17 protein-coding genes are annotated in these 18,338 nt (G+C 72.4%); 10 read left to right on the forward strand and 7 right to left on the reverse strand.

What is annotated here, in order from left to right; translation table 11 throughout:
- Nucleotides 1–3: 3 nt before the first annotated feature.
- Together AB0J80_RS27550 and AB0J80_RS27555 are read right to left on the reverse strand one after the other, a co-directional pair.
- The gene (locus AB0J80_RS27550; RefSeq protein WP_364710388.1) at nt 4–1,560 is read right to left on the reverse strand and encodes a stealth family protein; all 1,557 of its coding nucleotides are present in this window, start codon (nt 1,558–1,560) and stop codon (nt 4–6) included.
- Entirely contained in the window at nt 1,553–3,352 is a 1,800-nt protein-coding gene (locus tag AB0J80_RS27555) for a stealth family protein (RefSeq protein ID WP_364710391.1), read from the reverse strand. The genes AB0J80_RS27550 and AB0J80_RS27555 overlap by 8 nt, the downstream gene beginning before the upstream one ends.
- 321 nt (nt 3,353–3,673) lie before the next feature.
- Between AB0J80_RS27555 and AB0J80_RS27560 the strand changes: the two genes are divergently transcribed.
- The 5 genes from AB0J80_RS27560 to AB0J80_RS27580 all read left to right on the forward strand — a co-directional run bounded on the left by AB0J80_RS27560 (nt 3,674) and on the right by AB0J80_RS27580 (nt 9,548).
- Complete coding sequence (locus tag AB0J80_RS27560) at nt 3,674–4,375, forward strand: VOC family protein (protein WP_364710394.1); 702 nt, start codon at nt 3,674–3,676, stop codon at nt 4,373–4,375.
- 18 nt (nt 4,376–4,393) lie between these two features.
- Nucleotides 4,394–5,722 carry a dipeptidase gene (locus AB0J80_RS27565; protein WP_364710397.1) on the forward strand — a complete coding sequence of 443 codons (1,329 nt, stop codon included), beginning with the start codon at nt 4,394–4,396 and terminating at the stop codon, nt 5,720–5,722.
- Between the two features lie 69 nt (nt 5,723–5,791).
- Nucleotides 5,792–7,330: an FAD-dependent oxidoreductase gene (locus AB0J80_RS27570; RefSeq protein ID WP_364710400.1), complete on the forward strand. Its 1,539-nt coding sequence runs from the start codon at nt 5,792–5,794 to the stop codon at nt 7,328–7,330.
- Between the two features lie 86 nt (nt 7,331–7,416).
- The gene (locus tag AB0J80_RS27575) at nt 7,417–8,133 is read left to right on the forward strand and encodes a response regulator (RefSeq protein WP_364710402.1); all 717 of its coding nucleotides are present in this window, start codon (nt 7,417–7,419) and stop codon (nt 8,131–8,133) included.
- Entirely contained in the window at nt 8,130–9,548 is a 1,419-nt protein-coding gene (locus tag AB0J80_RS27580) for a HAMP domain-containing sensor histidine kinase (protein WP_364710405.1), read from the forward strand. The genes AB0J80_RS27575 and AB0J80_RS27580 overlap by 4 nt, the downstream gene beginning before the upstream one ends.
- A gap of 7 nt (nt 9,549–9,555) precedes the next feature.
- Here the strand turns inward: AB0J80_RS27580 and AB0J80_RS27585 are convergent, their stop codons facing one another.
- A complete protein-coding gene (locus AB0J80_RS27585) occupies nt 9,556–9,819 on the reverse strand; it encodes a hypothetical protein (RefSeq protein ID WP_364710407.1) in 264 nt (87 codons plus the stop codon).
- Between the two features lie 136 nt (nt 9,820–9,955).
- Here AB0J80_RS27585 and AB0J80_RS27590 point away from each other — a divergent pair, with 136 nt between their 5' ends.
- Together AB0J80_RS27590 and AB0J80_RS27595 are read left to right on the forward strand one after the other, a co-directional pair.
- Nucleotides 9,956–10,393 carry a DUF4247 domain-containing protein gene (locus AB0J80_RS27590; RefSeq protein WP_364710410.1) on the forward strand — a complete coding sequence of 146 codons (438 nt, stop codon included), beginning with the start codon at nt 9,956–9,958 and terminating at the stop codon, nt 10,391–10,393.
- Nucleotides 10,390–11,217 (forward strand): hypothetical protein, encoded by an 828-nt coding sequence (locus tag AB0J80_RS27595; RefSeq protein ID WP_364710412.1) that lies wholly within the window; start codon nt 10,390–10,392, stop codon nt 11,215–11,217. Before AB0J80_RS27590 ends, AB0J80_RS27595 begins: the two co-directional genes overlap by 4 nt.
- On the opposite strand, the gene AB0J80_RS27600 is transcribed toward AB0J80_RS27595, so the two are convergent.
- The gene (locus tag AB0J80_RS27600; RefSeq protein ID WP_364710414.1) at nt 11,204–12,208 is read right to left on the reverse strand and encodes a hypothetical protein; all 1,005 of its coding nucleotides are present in this window, start codon (nt 12,206–12,208) and stop codon (nt 11,204–11,206) included. The two genes, AB0J80_RS27595 and AB0J80_RS27600, sit on opposite strands and share 14 nt — an antisense overlap.
- Before the next feature lie 67 nt (nt 12,209–12,275).
- On the opposite strand from AB0J80_RS27600, the gene AB0J80_RS27605 reads away from it, so the two are divergent.
- Entirely contained in the window at nt 12,276–12,857 is a 582-nt protein-coding gene (locus tag AB0J80_RS27605) for a TetR/AcrR family transcriptional regulator (protein WP_364710417.1), read from the forward strand.
- 8 nt (nt 12,858–12,865) lie between these two features.
- On the opposite strand, the gene AB0J80_RS27610 is transcribed toward AB0J80_RS27605, so the two are convergent.
- From AB0J80_RS27610 to AB0J80_RS27620, 3 genes are read right to left on the reverse strand one after another with little or no spacing between them, the layout of a single operon-like run.
- Nucleotides 12,866–13,246, reverse strand: a complete 381-nt coding sequence (locus AB0J80_RS27610; protein WP_364710420.1) for a VOC family protein — start codon at nt 13,244–13,246, stop codon at nt 12,866–12,868.
- A gap of 29 nt (nt 13,247–13,275) precedes the next feature.
- Nucleotides 13,276–13,929, reverse strand: coding sequence for a response regulator transcription factor (locus AB0J80_RS27615; protein ID WP_364710423.1), 654 nt, complete (start codon nt 13,927–13,929; stop codon nt 13,276–13,278).
- On the reverse strand, nt 13,917–15,086 hold the full coding sequence (locus AB0J80_RS27620) for a histidine kinase (protein ID WP_364710426.1): 1,170 nt from the start codon (nt 15,084–15,086) through the stop codon (nt 13,917–13,919). Before AB0J80_RS27620 ends, AB0J80_RS27615 begins: the two co-directional genes overlap by 13 nt.
- A gap of 109 nt (nt 15,087–15,195) precedes the next feature.
- On the opposite strand from AB0J80_RS27620, the gene AB0J80_RS27625 reads away from it, so the two are divergent.
- Entirely contained in the window at nt 15,196–15,888 is a 693-nt protein-coding gene (locus tag AB0J80_RS27625) for an ABC transporter ATP-binding protein (RefSeq protein WP_364710429.1), read from the forward strand.
- On the forward strand, nt 15,882–18,332 hold the full coding sequence (locus tag AB0J80_RS27630) for an ABC transporter permease (protein WP_364710431.1): 2,451 nt from the start codon (nt 15,882–15,884) through the stop codon (nt 18,330–18,332). Before AB0J80_RS27625 ends, AB0J80_RS27630 begins: the two co-directional genes overlap by 7 nt.
- Nucleotides 18,333–18,338 lie beyond the last annotated feature (6 nt).

The following is an 18,338-nucleotide window of genomic DNA, read 5'->3' on the forward strand; positions in this document are numbered from 1 at the left end:
CCCTCACTTCTCGTACGGGCTGGGCACCGGGAAGTAGCTCTCCAGGAACGGCCGCAGGATGGTGGCCTGGGACTCGAGCTCCTCCTCGGTCGAGTAGGCGTCGTTGAGGCAGAAGGCGTCCCAGTCGCGGCGGTCCAGGGCACGCGCCAACCGTGCGGCGAGGTCCGGCACGGCGAGCTGGATGTAGCCGTACTTCACCGTGCCCGGCACGGCACGGCCGCTGAGGAACGCGTAGTAGTGATACAGGTTCGAGACCGGGGACAGGTCCGTCGTGCTGCGGAACCTCGACGCCATCGTGGCGGCGTACTCGTCGGCGAACTCCGTCTCGATCTCCGTCATGATGCTGCGCCGCAGCGCGTACGGCACGTGCTGGAACACCTGGACGCTGGTCGGGCCGAACCTGCCCTCGAGGAGGCGGCGGTTGTTCTTGTGCGCGGCGTCGACCGGGGTGTCCTCCGCGGTGATCGGGCCGATCGGCACCCGCCCCTGCGAGAGGAAGAACTTCGACAACCCGTTGGCCAGGAAGAAGGCCTGCGGTGCAAGGGGCCGGCCGATGAACATGTCGTCGTTGAAGTACAGGAAGTGCTCGGCCATGCCGTCGATGTGGTGCAGCTGGCTCTCGATGGCGTGCGAGTTGAAGACCGGCAGCACACCGGCGTCGCCGAAGATCTCCTTGTGACTGACCACCCGAAGGTTGGGGCGGCTCGTGTCCAGCCACGGCGGCGTCTGCTCGTCGGTGACGATGTAGACGTTGCGGACCCAGGGCGCGTTGGCGTGGATCGACCGCAACGAGTAGCGCAGCTCGTCGCGGCTGAGGAAGCGGGCGGCGCTCGCCGACTCGGCGTGGTACGACTCGCCGGTCACGCCCGCGCGCTTCTGCTGCCACACCGGGTCCGTGCCGTCGACCCAGGTGTAGACCACGTCGATCGGGAAGGTGACGTCGTCCGGCAGCGCCGGGGTCATCTCGCGGCGGGTGCGTACCCGCGTGGCGCCGCCCGGCCGCCCGGCCAGCCGGGTGAACTGCTCCGCCGGGGCCTCGACCGGTTCGCCGTCGGCGGGCAGCATCCGGGTCACGCGGTTGGGTCGCGGCGCCCAGATGCGCTGCCGGTCGCGGCCCAGGCCCCAGAACTCGATGTCGCAGCCGTACTCACGCCCGAAGATCAGGCTGTGCGTGGGATCGGTGCGGAACCACACCAGGCGCAGGACCTTGGCGTCGGCCACGCCCGCCCAGGCGCCGTCGTCGGCGGCGTCGGACAGCAGGTCGCGAACGGCCGGCTTGGGCAGCACCGGCGCCAGGTACGCCGCCGTCGCGCGGCCCAGTTCCGCCAGCGTGGCCAGGACCGCGGAACGGTCGGTCGCGCGTACGCCGATCACGGGGTTCCGGTCGTCGAGACCGCGCACGGTGAAGTGGTCGATGCCCGCGGCCGTCAGGGCCTGCGCCACCGCGGCATGGTTCAGGGCCCGCGCGGCAAGCGGGGTCAGCCCGGGATGCACATGCACGGTCCGCGGCATCAGGTGGATGGGCAGCTCCACCCTGTCCGCCACGTTCACCTCAGGCACGCCGGCCACCCGTCCGCGTGTCGGGCAGCGCGATGCGCTGGCTGGGAACCGACGGCCGGGCCGCCTGCGCCGCCCGGGCCAGTGCGGTCGCGCTGGACGCCGCCCGTTGCGCGGCGACGTCGTCGGGCAGCTCGAACGGCGAGCGGAACGGGAAGTACTGGGGAAGGAAGTCTGCCAGCATCGCGGCCTGCTCGCTGTGCGCGACGACCGCCGAGTCGGTGTCGTTGAGGCAGAACACGTCGCAGTGCCGGCGCGACAGCAGGAACGCCAGCTGGACGGGCGTCGAGGCGTGCGCCAGGTCCGCGTACGTGTACTTGATGGATCCCGGCACCGCCCGCTGGGTCAGGAACGCCCAGTAGTGCTGCAGGGAGGAGGGGATCGACAGGTCGCCCGGGTGCCGGAACGGATGTTCCGAGGTCTGCCGCACCTCGGCCGGCAGGACCCGCTCGATCTCCTCGAGCACGCTCTTCTGCAACGGGTACGGCACGTGCTGCATCTTCTGCGTGATGGTGCGCCCGAAGCGTTCCAGGATGTGCCGGCGGTTGTTCTTGCCGGCCGCCGTGACCGGGGCGTCGAAGACACTGGCCGCGCCGGCCTCCAGCTGCGCCGACGACGGGAAGAACTTGGCGATGCCGTTGGCGTGGAAGAACGCGCTGGGCGGCACCGGACGCCCGAGGAACATGTCGTCGTTGAAGTAGATGAAGTGCTCCGCGAGGCCGGGGATGCGGTGCAGCCGGGACTCGATCGCGTGCGAGTTGAACGTGGGCAGCACACCGGTGTCGCCGAACAGCTCCCGGTGGCTGACCACGGTGAGCCGGGGATCGGTGTGGTCCAGCCACGGCGGCATCTGGTCGTCGGTCACCAGGAAGATGCGGCGCACCCAGGGCGCGTACGCGACGATCGACCGCAGCGAGTACTTCAGCTCGTCCCGGCTGATGAAGCGCGACGCGTTCGTGGCGATGGTGTTGATCTGCTGCTCGCCGACGGCCGCGAGGGAGGCGTTCTTGCGCTGCAGCCAGTCGGGGTCGCTGCCGTCGACCCACGTGTAGACGATGTCGATCGGGAACCGGACGTCCTCGGCGGGAACCTCCGCGAACTCCGAACGGGTCCGGTAACGCGCCACGGTGTCCGACAGCGGCATGACGGAGCTGAGAGCGGTCGGCGGGGCCAGGCGGTGCTCCCCCTCCGCGGGCAGCGTGCTGCCCACCCGGTTCCGGCGCGGCGAGGCGATGACGTCGGGAGCGCCGTCCTTGCCCTTCACGGTGTGCCAGAACTCGATCTCGCACGCCGAGCCCCGGCCGAGGACGGTGGTGCCGTACGGGCTGGTGATCGCGAAGTACACCTGGACGCCTGTCTTGCCGTTCCGGGTCGCGCGGAAACCCTCGTCCCCCACCTCACCGGGGCAGATCTCGGCTCCCGCAAGCTCGGGGTCCGCCCGCAATGCCGCCAGGGTCCGCTCGCGGTCGCGGCGGTGCACCGCCACCGCGCTGTGCACGTCCTTCAGTGGACGGACGCAGAAGTAGTCGATGCCGGCTCGGTCGAGGACCGCGGTGACCGCGTCGAGATTGCGCTGCCACGCGGCGGCGGGCGTCATGTCGGGCACGACGCGGGCACGCAGGGTGCGGCCGTTGTCCCGCACCTTGACGAGCTCGCCGGCCTTGGCCGGTGTGGGCAGCGGCCGCTGCCGGGTGAGCCGGCGGACCAGCCACAGCTGGCGATGCGGCGGCAGCAGCTCGATCAGCCGCAGGCGATGCGTCTTGGGAAGCAGCCGGTACAGACGCAGCGCGATCATGCGCTCTTACTTTCAAGAATGTATTTGTGCAGCACCGTGCCATTCCCCCGTGAGTTACCTGTCGTTCACCCAAGCATGAGCATGTCTCGATCCCGCCTCGGGCTGTTGCAGGGTAGTCAAACTCCAGAAGCGAGACAATCTCTGTTTTGCTGATCCACCGCACATCGACGGGTTTGTGTCGAGCGTCTCAGTCGATAGCTACAGGCAAGTCCGCGATATAGGACTTTTACGGGCGCGAGAGTCGGGGAATAGACGGAATCCTCGGTCTTACCTGGGAGCGTTCCCGCGTCTGCCCATTGTCCGCACGCGTATTGTCTGACGATGCGTGCGCGACTGCTGGCAGTGAGGACCGAGACGCAAGACCCGATGCGTGCGGCCGAGTTCTGGGCCGGACTGCTCCGCCGGGACATCGTGGAGAACGCCTCCGGCGTCCTTCTGCCGGGCACGGACACCCAGCTCGGTCTCCGGTTCGTCCCCGGCCGCGCGGGACGCCTCGGAGCGAACCGCATGCACCTGCACCTGACCAGCAGCGACCTCGACGACCAGCAGCGCACGGTGGCGACGGCGCTGAAGCTCGGCGGCCGCCATCTCGACGTCGGGCAGCGCCCCGAGGAGGGGCACATCGTCCTGGCCGACCCCGCGGGCTACGAGTTCTGCGTGATCGAGCCGGACAACGCCTACCTCGCCGGGTGCGGCTTCCTCGGTGAGGTCGCGTGTGACGGCACCCGGGACGTCGGCCTGTTCTGGAGCGAGGTGCTGGGCTGGCCGTTGGTGTGGGACCAGGACGGGGAGACCGCCGTCCAGTCACCGCTCGGCGGCACGAAGGTCGCCTGGGGCGGCCCGCCCGTAGCCCCGAGGGAGGAGCCGAACCGCCAGCGCTTCGAGCTCGTCCCGGTCACCGGCGACCTGCCGGCGACCGTCGACGGGCTGATCGCCCTGGGGGCCGGCCGACCGCCGGCCGGCCGGGACGGCGCGGTCGTGCTCTCGGATCCGGACGGCAACGAGTTCTGCGTACGGGACTGAGGGGCCATGCCGGCTGGGATGGATGTGCGCGCGGCGGTCGAGCGGGTGATGCCGGGAGTCCGCGCCGACCTGGAACGCCTGATCCGCATCCCGGGCATCGCGTTCGATGGCTTCGACCACTCAGCGGTCGAGCGGTCCGCGGCGGCCGTCGCCGAGCTGCTGAGCGGCTGCGGACTCGACGTGGGCGTCGTACGCTCCGGCGGCCAGCCCGCGGTCATCGCGCACCGGCCGGCACCGCCCGGCGCGCCCACCGTGCTGCTGTACGCCCACCACGACGTCCAGCCGGCCGGCGACCCCGCCCTCTGGGACGGCGACCCGTTCGCACCGGTCGAGCGCGACGGACGGCTCTACGGCCGGGGCGCCGCGGACGACAAGGCCGGCGTGATGGCCCATGTCGCGGCTCTGCGGGCCCTGGGCGACGACCTTGCCGTCGGCGTCGTCGTGCTCATCGAGGGCGAGGAGGAGTACGGCTCGCAGTCCCTGGACCGGATCCTCACGGAGCACGCGGACCGGCTGCGCGCCGACGTGATCGTCGTCGCCGACTCCGACAACTGGGAGATCGGCCGGCCGGCCCTGACGACGTCACTGCGCGGCATGGTCAGCTGCTTCGCCGAGGTCCGGACCCTGGACAGCGCCGTGCACAGCGGCATGTTCGGCGGCCCGGTGCCGGATGCGCTCCTCGTGCTGGCCCGCCTCCTCGGCAGCCTGCACGACGACGACGGCGAGGTGGCCGTCGAGGGCCTCGCCGGCCGCGAGGCCACCACAGTGGAGTATCCGGAGGACCGTTTCCGTCGTGAGGCCGGGGTCCTGCACGGCGTTCGGCTGACCGGTCGCGGCCGGCTCGCCGACCGGCTGTGGACCAAGCCCGCCATCGCGGTGCTCGGTATCGACGCACCAGCCACCGGTGCGGCGCCCAACGCCCTGGTGTCCTCGGCAACGGCCAAGATCAGCGTACGGCTGGCGCCCGGCGACGACCCCTCCTCCGCGTACGCGGCCGTCCGCGCCCACCTCGAGAAGCATGTGCCGTGGGGAGCGCGACTGACCGTGACGCTCGAGAGCGGCGGGGCACCGTGCGTCATCGATGCGACCGGTCCGGTGTACGACGCGGCGCGTGCCGCCCTCAGCGACGCCTGGGACGGCACCGCCCCGGTCGAGGTCGGTATCGGCGGCTCGATTCCCTGCGTGGCGCTGCTGCAGGCCCGGTTCCCCGACGCGGCGATCCTGGTCACCGGCATCGAGGACCCGTTCTGCGCCGCCCACGGGCCGAACGAGAGCCTGCATCTCGCCGACTTCACCCGGACCTGCCTCGCCGAGGCGCTCCTGCTGCAGTACCTGGGCCGGCGGTAGACCTGTTTGCCCGCCCGATGTCCGGGTACGCGCCGGTCCCCGAGCTGACGACACCGTTAGGAGCGCCTCGTGGCCGACTCGTTCACGCTGCCGGGAACCGACGACTCGTACTGGATGGAGACCGCCTCGGCGACCGCCTACCCGGCGCTGACCTCCGGTCTCGACGTCGACGTGGCCGTCGTCGGCGGCGGCATCGCCGGACTCTGCACCGCGTGGGAGCTCACCGAGGCCGGGCTCACCGTGGCGCTGGTGGAGGCGGACCGGATCGCGGCGGGCGTCACCGGGTACACCACGGCGAAACTGTCGGTGCTGCATACGCTGATCTACCAGAAGATCCGCTCCTCGTCCGGTCCGGAGGCGGCACGGCTCTACGCCGAGTCCCAGCAGGCGGCGGTCGAGCGGGTCGCCGCGGTGACCGCGCGGCTGGCGATCGACTGCGACCTGGAACGGGTGCCCGCGTTCACGTACGCCGAGTCCCCCGGCGGCCTGGACCGGATCCGCGCCGAGGCCGAGGCCGCCGCCGAGGCCGGGCTGGCCGCCTCGTTCGTCACGGAGACGGGCCTGCCGTTCCCGGTCGCCGGCGCCGTCCGGGTCGAGGACCAGGCCCAGTTCCATCCCCGCAAGTACCTGCTCGCCCTCGCGGAGGACCTCACCCGCCGCGGCGGGCACATCTTCGAGCGGACCCGCGCGACCGGGCTCGGCGAAGGAGACCCGTGCACGGTGACCACCGAGGGTGGGCACACGATCACCGCCCTGCAGGTCGTCGTCGCCACCCACTACCCGGTCTTCGACCGCGCGCTGCTGTTCGCCCGCCTCGAGCCACGGCGTGAGCTGGTGGTCGCCGCGGCGATTCCGGCCGACAAGGACCCCGGCGGCGTGTACCTCACCCCCGAGCAGAACACCCGATCGGTCCGCACCGCCCCGTACGGCGACGGCCGCCGCCTGCTCATCGTCACCGGTGAGCACTTCACGCCCGGCAGCGGAGACGTCACCGACCATTGGCAGCGCCTCGCCGAGTGGACCCGGCAGCGCTTCCCCGGCACGGAGATCGCCTACCGCTGGGCGACCCAGGACAACACCACGACCGACCAGGTGCCCTTCATCGGTCGTTTCCATCCCGGCACGGACCGGGTCCACGTCGCCACGGGCTTCGGCGGCTGGGGAATGAGCACCGGCGTCCTGACCGGCCAGCTGCTCGCCGCCTGCATCACCGGAGCCGAACCACCCTGGGCCGGCCTGTACGACCCTCGCCGGCTCCACCCGGTGCGCGAGGCGGCCTCGATGCTGAAACTGCAGGCCAAGGTGGCCGGCCATTTCGTCGGTGACCGGGTCCGGCCGTCCCACGCCGACTCGGTCGACGACATCGAGCCGGGCACCGGCGCCGTCGTCCGGGTACGCGGACGGCAGTGCGCGGCCTACCGCGACGACACCGGTCAGATCCACGCCGTCTCGGCCCGATGCACGCACCTCGGCTGCATCGTCCACTTCAACGACGCCGAGCGGGCCTGGGAGTGCCCCTGCCACGGCTCCCGGTTCGGCATCGACGGCGCCGTCCTCCAAGGCCCGGCCAACGAGCCCCTCGAACAGCGCGACATCGCCGACGGGTAGACCTCTCAGCCGGCGCTCAGCCGTCCCAAAGCACGAAGCGAGAAGGTGGGCCACCTCGGATCACCGCCGGTGAAGGGCTGACACTCATGGCGTTCGTTGTTGCCGTATTCGCGACCTCGCAGAGGCGGCACGTGGCCGAGCAGACCTTGCAGCGGGCCGGTCACACGTACCTGGTCTTCGGTGATGCTGCGACGGCTGTGGCGGAAGTGGCGGACGGGACCGCCGATCTGCTGATCGTGGACGGCCGGGTCCCCGGCCTCAGCGTGGCGCAGGTGTGCGAGGCGATGGACGCCCAGCCGGCCACCGCCGACATCCCGATCGTGGTCTGCGATCCCGTCGTGCCCGGCGGCCGGCGGGTGGTGAGCACGCAGCTGACTCCCGCGGCCCTGGAGACGACGGTCGCTGCCGCGCTGGCGGCCGGCGCCGGGGCGGTGCGGGACCGGGTGCTGCTGGTGGAGGACGACGACGCGATCGCCGAGCCGCTGATCGACGGTCTGGCCCGGTACGGCATCCGCGTGGACCGGGTGTCCACCGGGGCGGCGGCGCTCGCGGCCCCACCGGCGGCGCTCGTGCTCCTGGACCTGGGGCTGCCGGACATGGACGGGCTGCAGGTGTGCCGCGAGCTGCGCTCGGCCCACGACGTACCCGTGATCATGTTGACCGCCCGCGGCGACGAGACGGACCGGGTGGTCGGGCTGGAGCTGGGCGCGGACGACTATCTGGCGAAGCCGTTCAGCGTGCGGGAGCTGGTCGCCCGGATCCGCGCCGTGGGCCGCCGCACCTACGCGGGGCGCATCGCATGACCCACCGGCTGCTGCTGACGTACCTGACCTTCGCGCTCCTGATCGTCCTGGGCCTGGAGGTACCGCTCGGTCTGCTGCAGCAGCGCAGCGAACAGCACCAGGCGTTGTCCCAGCTGGAGCACGACGCCGAGGTGCTGGCCGTGGTGGTGGACGCCGACCTGCACCGGCACGACCTGCCCCACGTCGACGCGCTGGCCCAGGCGACCGCGCAGCGGCTGGGCGGCCGCGTGGAGATCGTCGACGGCCTCGGCAGGATGCTGGTGACCACGCTGCCGTCGGACGGCGCCGCCGAGGACGCCGACATCCGTGCCGTGCTGCGCGGACGGGGACGGGTCAGCTCGCGGATAACCGGCTCGGGCACCGGGCGCATGATGTCGGTGGCGGTGACCGTTCACCCCGGCCTGGTGCCGCAGGGCGCGATCCGCGTCACCGTCCCGTCCACCTTCGTCGACCAGCGGGTCCACCAGGTGTGGCTCATCCTGGCGACGGTCGGCCTGCTCGCCCTCGCCGCCGCGGCCCTGATCGCCGTCGCGCTGGCCCGGTGGATCAGCCGCCCGGTCCGGGCGCTGGAGCAGGCGACCCGCAGCCTCGCCGACGACACCACGACCCCGCCGCCGATCTGCGTCACCGACGGGCCTCCGGAGCTGCGCCGGCTCGCGGCGACGTTCGCCGCCACCGCCGAACGTCTGCGCGACCTGATCGCCTCCCAGCGGTCCTTCATCGGGCACGCCTCGCACCAGCTGAAGACGCCGCTGGCCGCGCTGCGGCTGCGGCTGGAGAACCTGGAGCCCGACATCGCCCCGGCCGGGGACAAGAACCTGCGGGCGGCGCTGGTGGAGACCGACCGGCTCGCCCAGATGGTCGAGGCGCTGCTGGTGATGGCCCGCTGCGAGCAGACCACCCTGCCGCGCGAGCGCATCGACCTGCGGTCGGCGGTCGCGCAACGCATCGACTTCTGGACACCTCTGGCCACCCGCCGAGCCGTCCGGCTCACCGCCTCCGGTCCTGCCGCGCACGTCTGGACGCTGCCCACGGCCGTCGACCAGATCCTCGACAACCTGCTCTCCAACGCGCTCCGCGCGACCCCACCCGGCGGCACCGTCGCCATCAGCTGGCTGCCGGAGACCGGCGCCGATCCGACGGTACGCATCCAGGTGAGCGACGACGGCCCCGGCCTGAGCGCCGAACAGTGCCGCCGGGCCATGGACCCGTTCTGGCGGGCGCCCGGCAGCGCCAACGACGGCACCGGCCTCGGCCTGCCGCTGGTCCGCAAGCTCGCCGAGGCGGGAGGTGGCCACGCCCGGCTGCAACCGCGCACCACGGCAGGGCTGGACGCCATCGTCGTCCTTCCCGGGGACACGGAACCGCCGACCGCGGACCCCACCGTCGTATCGGAGCATCTCGCCCTGCTGTGACAAGCCGTCAGCCGCAGCCGCAGCCGCATTCCGTCCTTGTCCCACGCCGAGCCGAGCCGCGCCGGTGCAGCCACCACATGCCCAGAGCGAGGACGGCCAGGCCCGCCGCGACGGCGAGGAGCGTCTGGCGGACCATCGCGGCGCCCGCGCCGGTCAGCACACCGGCGGCGATGAGAACCGGCAGCGCGCAGCAGGCCGCGCACGCCAGCGCGGCGAGACCTCCGGTGATCCTGGTACGCCGTGGTGGTGCGTTGTCGACGGGCTGGCCCATGCGGTTCCTCCGGGGAGTCGGTGGCTTGTCCGATCGACGGTAAGCCCGTACCGCGGTACCGGATGCAAGCCCGGAGCACGGAAGATCCGTGCACGCACGGATGCCGGCGGGATACGCCGGGCCCGACCATGGAGCGGTGTCCCGGAAAGTGCGTCTCGGTCTGTATGCGCTCGCCTTCGCAGGGCTTCTTGCGGGCCTCGTCCTCACCGGGGCGGCGCTGCTGGCCGGCGGCGGGTCCCCGGCCGGGCTGGTCGTCGATCGCTACCGCCGGGATCCGGCCCGTGACATCGACGGGCAGGCGCGCGCCTTCGTCGCCACCGAGCCGGTGAGCCGGGTGACCGCCGAAGTGATCGATGCGTGGCGGCCCGCCGCCCGGCACGTCGATGCGAGCGGGGTGTACCTGCGCTATGCGGACGACACGGTGGTGATCCGGCCGCTGGCCGGTGGTGGCACGCTGATCCTCGTCGAGGCCACGTCGACGGCGTACCCGCGCTACCGGTCTGTCCTCGAGGGGCCGTGGCGCCGATGGCCCGAGCCACCCGGGCCGGATCCGGTGTGGGAGGCCGAGCGATGAGCCGCATCCCACGCACGCATCGGCGGGAGTCCGGCCGGGGTTCGCTGTTCGGTGCTCTGCTGGCGCTGATCCTCGTCGCCACGTGCGTAGGCGGACTGAGCGGTTTCGGGTACGTCCTCGGCCGCATCGAGCTGACCACCTCCGACCATCCCGATCCGTTCGGTCCACCGGACGACGATCAGGTGGCGGCCGCCGTCGCGGAGCTCTCGCGCGCCTCGACGGCGGACGGCGTCTGCTACGGCTGGTTCTCCTCCGAGGACAAGGCCACCTACAAGGCACCCAGGGAGACGGGCGGCTCCAACCTCGGCGCCACGATCCGAGCATCCGGCGCGCCGAGCTGTCCGCGTTGGGCCGAGGTTCAGGTCGGCATCCGGAGGTGGAGCGGGCGTGGCGGCGGCCATCACACGAAGGTCCGCGTTCGATCGGGCGGGCTCGGCGCCGACGCACCGAGCACCGCGGACCTCGCCGCCATCGGCTTCGACGAGGACGACATCGACTGGCGGCCGAGCGTCCACACGGTACGCGCGGCACTCGCGCTGCCCCTGCTCGTCCGGGAGAAGCGAGGGCAGGCGGCGGTGACCGTACCCGTTGCTCCGGTGGCCGCCCCCGCTCAGCAGCTGCCCGCGGTGGACGGCGATCTCCTCCGCGATCGGTTCTTCACCCTGCTCCTGGGTCTGGCGCTCACCCTGGTCGGCGCCATCCCGTCGGCGGTGGCCGCCCGCGGGATCTGGCGGTGGACCCGGAAGGACCGGTACGTCAGGCTCCCACCGGCGCGGCGGTGGCGCACCCGGCCTTCACGAAGTCGTCCCGTCAGGCGGACGTAGCCCGCGAGCGACCGTACGCGGCGACAGCGTGGAAGGCGGCCTTGGGCGTCCAGGAACCGTCCGGCAGCACCCGGACGATCCCGCGCGCGGCCAGGTCGAAGTCGCGCTCCGGGTCGCCGGTGGTCGGCAGATGACGGTTCGCGAACGTGTACACGAACGCCGCCTCGGCCCCGCCGCTCTCGTAGTCGCGCAGCAGGTCCACGAGATAGCGGGCCTGGCCCTCCTCGTCACGCTCCAGCGCCGCGGTGAGCTTGGCGGCGCGGCCGTGCTCGTCGAACGTCACCGGCTCGGTTCCGCCCGCGACGTCGGCGGCGCCGCGGAACGTGCAACAGCCGAACTCGGTCGCCGCGTACGGCTTGCCCTGGCCGACCGCCGCCGCCAGGGTCTGCGGGAACGTCGCGGCGTTGGTGGCGTCACGGTAGCCGGCGTCACTGGCGATGATGTCGAACGCCGCCCAGTCGACGCCCTCGAGCGGGATCGACGCGTAGCCGACCGGGCCGCCGAACCGCTCCCGCACCGCGGGCACCGCCTCGGCGAAGAAGTCGCGCACCGCGGCGCGGGCGGCCGGGACTGCTTCGCGTATCCGCAGCGGATCGGTGACCAGCGCCATGCGCTCGGTCAGGTCGCGCCCGGGCAGGAAGCCGTCGGTGAACAGAGAGATCTCGGAACCGGTGAGGTAGACGACCGAGGCTCCGCTGCGCCGCAGCCGCTCGGCCCGCTCGGCACCGTCGAGGAGGAACGCCAGGAGCTCGTCGCGGTCGAGGCCGTTGGTGAACGGGCAGCACCACACCTCCAGCCCGGCTTCGGCCGCGAGGTGTGCGGTGAGCTCGAGCCGGTCCTGGACACCGCCGGTGATGCGTACCGCGTCGCAGTGCAGCTCGTCGCGGATGACACGCAGGTCCCGCCGCACGGTGTCGGGGTCGAAGGGTTCGTGGGTCGTGGAACCGGCGCTCACGAAGCCGGTGTCGTAGTTCATGCCGAAGACGCGCATGGGAAGCCTCCCCCGTCCGTAAGGTACGCCCCGTACCCTACAAGGTACGTCCAGTACCCTGCAAGCCATGAGCACGAGGCGCCGGGGCGAGGAGCTGGAACGCGCGATCCTGCACGCGGCGGCGGAGGAGCTGCGGCAGAACGGCTACGCGAAGATGACCATGGACCGGGTCGCCGCCCGGGCCGGCACGAACAAGAACGCCATCTACCGGCGCTGGCCGCATCGGGCGGCGCTGGGCGTCGCGGCGTACCGCCACCTGTCCGACGCGGTGATGCCGAACCCGGACACCGGCACCCTGCGCGGCGACGCGCTGGAGATGCTGCGGCGCGCGAACGAGACCTGGTCCTCGCCGCACGGAGCGGTGCTGCGCGGTCTGCTCGCCGCCGCGGCCGACGACCCGGAGCTCCTCACCCTCATGCGGGAACGCTCGGGCGCGGACACCATGGACCGCGCCTGGCTGGCGATGCTCGAACGGGCCGCCGCCCGCGGCGAGGCGCCCCCGGCGGCCTCACACCCCCGGGTGGCGACCACGCCGATGATGCTGCTGCGCGCCGAGTACGCGATGCGGGGCATCCCGTCGGTCCCCGACGAGGTGCTGGTCGAGATCGTGGACGAGGTCTTCCTGCCCCTCGTCCGCGGCCGCGGCTGACATGCCCCTCAGTCGAGGCAGAACTCGTTGCCCTCGACGTCCTGCATCACCTGGCACGACTCGTTCTCCTCGTCGGCGAGCAGCAGCGGCCCGCGCGTCGCCCCGAGCGCGACCAGGCGCGCGCATTCGGCCTCGAGGACGGCCAGGCGCTCCTCACCCACGAGCCCGGTGCCGACCCGCACGTCGAGATGCACCCGGTTCTTGACGACCTTGCCTTCGGGTACGCGCTGGAAGTACAGCCGCGGGCCCACGCCCGTCGGGTCGGTGCAGGCGAACGAGGAGTCCTGGTCCGGCGGTACGACGTACCCCAAGACCTCAGCCCAGAACCGGGCCACACGCCCGGGATCCGCACAGTCGAAGGTGACCTGGAACTGCCTGACCGACGCCATCGACCCACCATAGAGGGCACCCGTACGCGTCATGATCCGAGGTAGGCCAGCACGGCCAGCACCCGGCGGTGGTCATCGGGGGCCTGAGCGAGGTCCAGCTTGGTGAAGATCGCCGCGATCCGTTTCGAGACGGTGGCCTCGGTGACGACCAGCCGCCGGGCGATGGCGGCGTTCGACCGGCCCTCGGCGATCAGCTGCAGCACCTCCCGCTCCTTCGGGCTCAGCCGCTGCATCGGCGCGTGCCGGCGGCTGAGCAGCTGCCGCACCACCTCCGGGTCGACCACGGTGCCACCGCCCGCGACGTCGTCGAGAGCGGTGATGAACTCCTCGACCTCAGCGATCCGGTCCTTGAGCAGATAACCCAGGCCCGCCCCGGAGGCGCTGGAGGCGATCAGCTCCGACGCGTACCCCTGGGAGACGTACTGGCTCAGGACCAGCACGGCCAGATCCGGGTACGCCGAACGCAACGCGTGCGCCGCCCGCAGCCCGTCGTCGGTGTTGCCGGGCGGCATACGGACGTCGACGACGATCGCATCCGGACGGTGATCCGCGACGGCGGCGACGAGCGAGGTCGCGTCACCGACTGCGGCGAGGACCTCGTGCCCGAAGCGCTCCAGCAGGCCGGCAAGCCCCTCGCGCAGCAGAACCGAGTCCTCGGCGATGACCAGTCTCAGGGGTCGCACGGAATCTCCATCCGCAGAACGGTCGGTCCGCCGGCGGGCGAATGCAGCTCCATCCGGCCGTCGACGACGGCGAGACGGTCCGCGATGCCGACCAGGCCTGTGCCACCGGCATCCGCGTCCGCGCCACCGGTGCCGTCGTCGCGTATCTCCATCACGAGGCGCCCATCGACGAGCCGGCCGCGTACACCCGCCGAAGCGGCCCCGCTGTGTTTACTGACGTTCGCCAGCGCCTCGCAGACGGCGAAGTACGCCGTGGTCTCCACCTGGGTGGAGAGCCGCACCGGCAGGACGACGTCCACGTCGACCGGCACCATCGACCGGCCGGCGACGTCGCGGACCGCCGCCTCCAGGCCCACGTCGGTGAGCACCCGGGGATGGATGTCGTGGATGAGCTCGCGGATCTCGGCCAGTGCCAGCCGGACCTGGTCGCGCGCCTCGCGGACCTCGCGGGCGGCCTTCGACTCCGGCGGGAGGTCCAGTCCGGTCAGTCCCAGCCTCATCGCGAGCGTCACCAGCCGCTGCTGGGCGCCGTCGTGCAGGTCGCGTTCGATGCGACGGCGTTCCACCTCGAACGCGTCCACCAGCCGGGCGCGCGACTCGATGACCCGGTGCAGCTCGCTGTCGCCGGGCATGAGCACCGCCCGGGCCATGGCGGCGCGGACCCCCGCCCACGTGGCGACCGGATAGGCCGCGATCGGCAGCAGCACGACGCCGAGGACCGCGAGTGACCACGCGACGGCGGCGTTCGCGGTGGGCTGCAGGGGTGCCGCCATCAGGAAGAGCGGCAGGCCGGCCGCGACGCCGAGCACGCCCAGGTCGATCCACCACAGCAGCAGGACGGCGACCAGGCCGTACGCGATCTCGCGGAGCGTTCCCCGGGACCGCAGCAACGTCGCCCGGTCCATCACCAGCGGCAGGCGAAGGCGTTCGTACGCCGACACCACCCACGCCGTCCCGAGCAGCGGCACCAGCAGAAGCGCGGCGGCCGACGGACCCGGACCACCCCACACCCGGGCAAACGCCCAGGCGTGCAGGCCCGCGCCGGCGCCGATCGCCGCGCTCGTCAGCAGGTAGCCGGCAGACCGCCACGGCCACCCGGACACGAGGAACCTCAACGGGCGTTGAGCCAAGGCATCCAGCGTGTTGCGCGCGATCACCCACCGACCGTAGAGCCTCGTACGGGAGGCCCGCAGTGGTGCTAGGTCTACCCCGGGTCTCCCCTCAACGCCCCTGCGGCGAGGTCCTCCGGCACGTTTCGCTGGAACCATGAAGAATTCCCCTGACGTCGTGCGGCTGTCGTCCGCGACGAAGCGGTACGGCTCGGGTCCGCAGACCGTCACCGCCCTCGACAACGTCACCACGACCTTCACCCGTGGCACCTTCACCGCCGTCATGGGGCCCTCGGGCTCCGGCAAGTCGACGTTGCTGCACTGCGCGGCCGGACTGGACCGGGTCAGCGACGGCACGGTCGAGATCGACGGCACCGAGCTCGGCGGCCTCGGCGAGACCGCGCTGACCCTGGTACGCCGGGACCGCGTCGGATTCGTCTTCCAGGCCTTCAACCTCGTCTCCGCGCTCACGGCGGAACAGAACATCGCCCTGCCGCTGCGGCTGGCGGGCCGGCGGCCCGGCCGCGAGCAGCTGCGGGCGGCGCTCGCCGAGGTGGGGCTCGGCCATCGCGCCACCCACCGGCCGAGCGAGCTGTCCGGCGGCGAGCAGCAGCGCGTTGCGATCGCGCGGGCCCTGGTCACCCGTCCCGCGGTGCTCTTCGCCGACGAGCCGACGGGCGCGCTCGACACGGAAACGTCGCGGGACGTGCTCGCCCTGCTGCGAGGCATCGTCGACCGGCACCACCAGACCGTCGTCATGGTCACCCACGACCCGGCCGCGGCGGCCTACGCGGACCGCGTGCTGCTGCTCGCCGACGGGCGCGTCGTCGACGAGGCGGGCCCGTGCTGAGCCTCGCGACCGTACGCCGGCGCTGGGCGTCGTTCCTCGGTACGTTCACCGCCCTGTTCCTCGGCGTCACCATCCTGTGCATGACCGCACTGGTGCTCACCTCGGCCCGACCGGCGACGCCGCAGCGGTACGCCGGCGTCCGGGTGGTGGTGCAGAGCCCCGCCGTCGACCAGTCGGACGGCACGTTCACCGACACCCTGCCCTGGCCGCCCGCCCGGACGCGGGAGCTGGTCACCGCACTGACGTCGGTGCCGGGCGTGGCGTCCGCGGTGCCGGACCGCTCCTTCTACGTCCAGGCGGTCGTGGGCGGCCAGCCGGTCGGCAACCCCGGTGCGGACCTTCGCGGCCACCCCTGGTCGGCCGCCGCCCTGGGCCCCGACGAGCTCACGGCGGGTGCGGCACCGGAGGGCGCCAGCCAGGCGGTCGTGCCCTCCGCCCTCGGCGTGCAGCCCGGCTCCCGCGTAACCCTGCTGACCGCCGACGGGCCGGCTGTCTACACCGTCTCGGGAACCGTGGACTCGACCGCGTTCTACCTGTCCGAGGGCACCGCCGAGCGGCTGGCTCCGGGCGTACGGATCATCGGCCTGATCACCGAGCCGGGCGCCGGCCCCGCAGCCGTGGCCTCCGCGGCCGCCGGTGTCGTCGGCAGCGCCGGCGAGGTCCTCACCGGGAACGCGCTCACCCGGCTGGAGGCCACCTTCGCCGCGGAGACCCGGTGGATCGGCATGCAGATCCTGACCGCCATGGCCGGCCTGACGACGTTCGTGTCGATCTTCGTCGTGGCCTCGACCTTCGCGTTCGGCATCGTCCAGCGGCGCCGGGAGCTCGGGCTGCTCCGCACGATCGGCGCGACCCCGCGGCAGATCCGCCGGATGATCCACGGCGAGGCCCTCGCGGTCGGCGTGACCGCGGCCGTCGCCGGCGTGGTCCTGGGCATCGTGCTCGCTCCGATGCTCGCGCGCCTGCTGGTCTCCGGCGGCCTGGAACCGGAAGGGTTCACGGTCCGGCTGCAGCCGCCGCCGTTGATCGGCTCGTTCGTTCTGGGTCTCGTGGTGGCCCTGGCCGGGGTCCGGGCCGCGTCGCGCCGGGCAGCCCGCATCGCCCCGCTGGAAGCGCTGCGGGAGGCAGCGCTGGAGAAGCGGCCGATGACGCGCACCCGCTGGATCGGCGCGATCGGCTGCACCACGCTCGGCCTGGCCCTCGTGCTCGTCGCGGCGACCGGCGACCCCGACCGGATGATCAACAATGTCCTGTACGCGGCGATGGCCCTCATCGTGGGGCTGACGCTGGCCGCGCCGGCGGTGATCCCGCTCGCCGTCAGGGCCGCCTGGTGGCCGCTGGGCCGGCTGCGCGGCGCGACCGGCCTGGTTGCCCGGGAGAGCGCGCTGACATCGGTACGGCGTACCGCGTCCACGGCCGCGCCCGTCCTCGTGACGGTGGGTTTCGCGGTCCTGATCGCCGGAATGTTCCAGATCCGGGCCCGCGGCTACGCGCTGGAGGAGACGGTGTCCCAGCAGGCCACCTCCGTGGTCACCCCGCGGGACACACCGGGGCTGTCGGACGCCGCGGTCGAGGCCGTCCCCTCCGGAGCGTCGTTGCTGCCCACCGAGCTGTACGCGGGCGACGGCCGGCACATCGGCGCGGTCGGCATGAGCGACGCGGCGTTTGCCAGGGCCCGCGAGCGGATGACCGTCGTGACCGGCTCGCTGGACGGGCTCGACGACGACACGATGATCGTCCGCGCCTCCACATCGGCGTGGCTGGGCTGGACCCCCGGCCGCCCGGTGCCGGTCACGTTCGAGGACGGCACCACCGGGACGGTACGGGTGGCCACCGTGATCACCGACGACTCGTCCTCGGCGAGCGTGCTGCTCCCCCGCCGTACCGTCCGCCGGCACGCACCGGACGCGCTCACCCAGGTCGTCTTCGTCGCCGGCGCGAAACGGCCCGACGTGCCCGCCACGCTGGGAGCCGAGGCGATGAGCGCCCGGGAGTACGCCGAGCGCACGGACGCCCATGACGACCGCCTGGTCCAGATCTTCCTGCTGGTCCTCATCGGGACGTCGCTCGGATACACCTGCCTCGCGATCGCCACCACGATGCTGATGGCGACCGCGGACCGGGCGCCCGACCTCGCCGTGCTGCGGCTCTCGGGCGCCACCCCGCGGCAGGTGCTGGGCATCGTCGCGGCGGAGTCCACCCTCTCGGCCGGCATCGGCGCAGCGCTGGGGCTCGGCGTCGCGCTGGTCGCCCTGCTGGGCATCCGGTCCGGGCTCTCCGCACAGCTGGGCACCGACGTCAGCCTGAACCTGCCCTGGTCCACCATGGCGCTGACCATCGGGCTCTGCCTGCTGCTGGCCCTGGTGTCCAGCGTGCTGCCCGCCCGCTCGAGCGTGAACCCGGCCCGGCGTCGGCCCGTTGGATACGCATCCCCGAGACTCTGACCGAGA

Origin of the sequence: Actinoplanes sp. NPDC049548 (genome assembly GCF_040676695.1) — a bacterium.
In the GTDB taxonomy this organism is placed as follows: Bacteria; Actinomycetota; Actinomycetes; order Mycobacteriales; family Micromonosporaceae; genus Actinoplanes.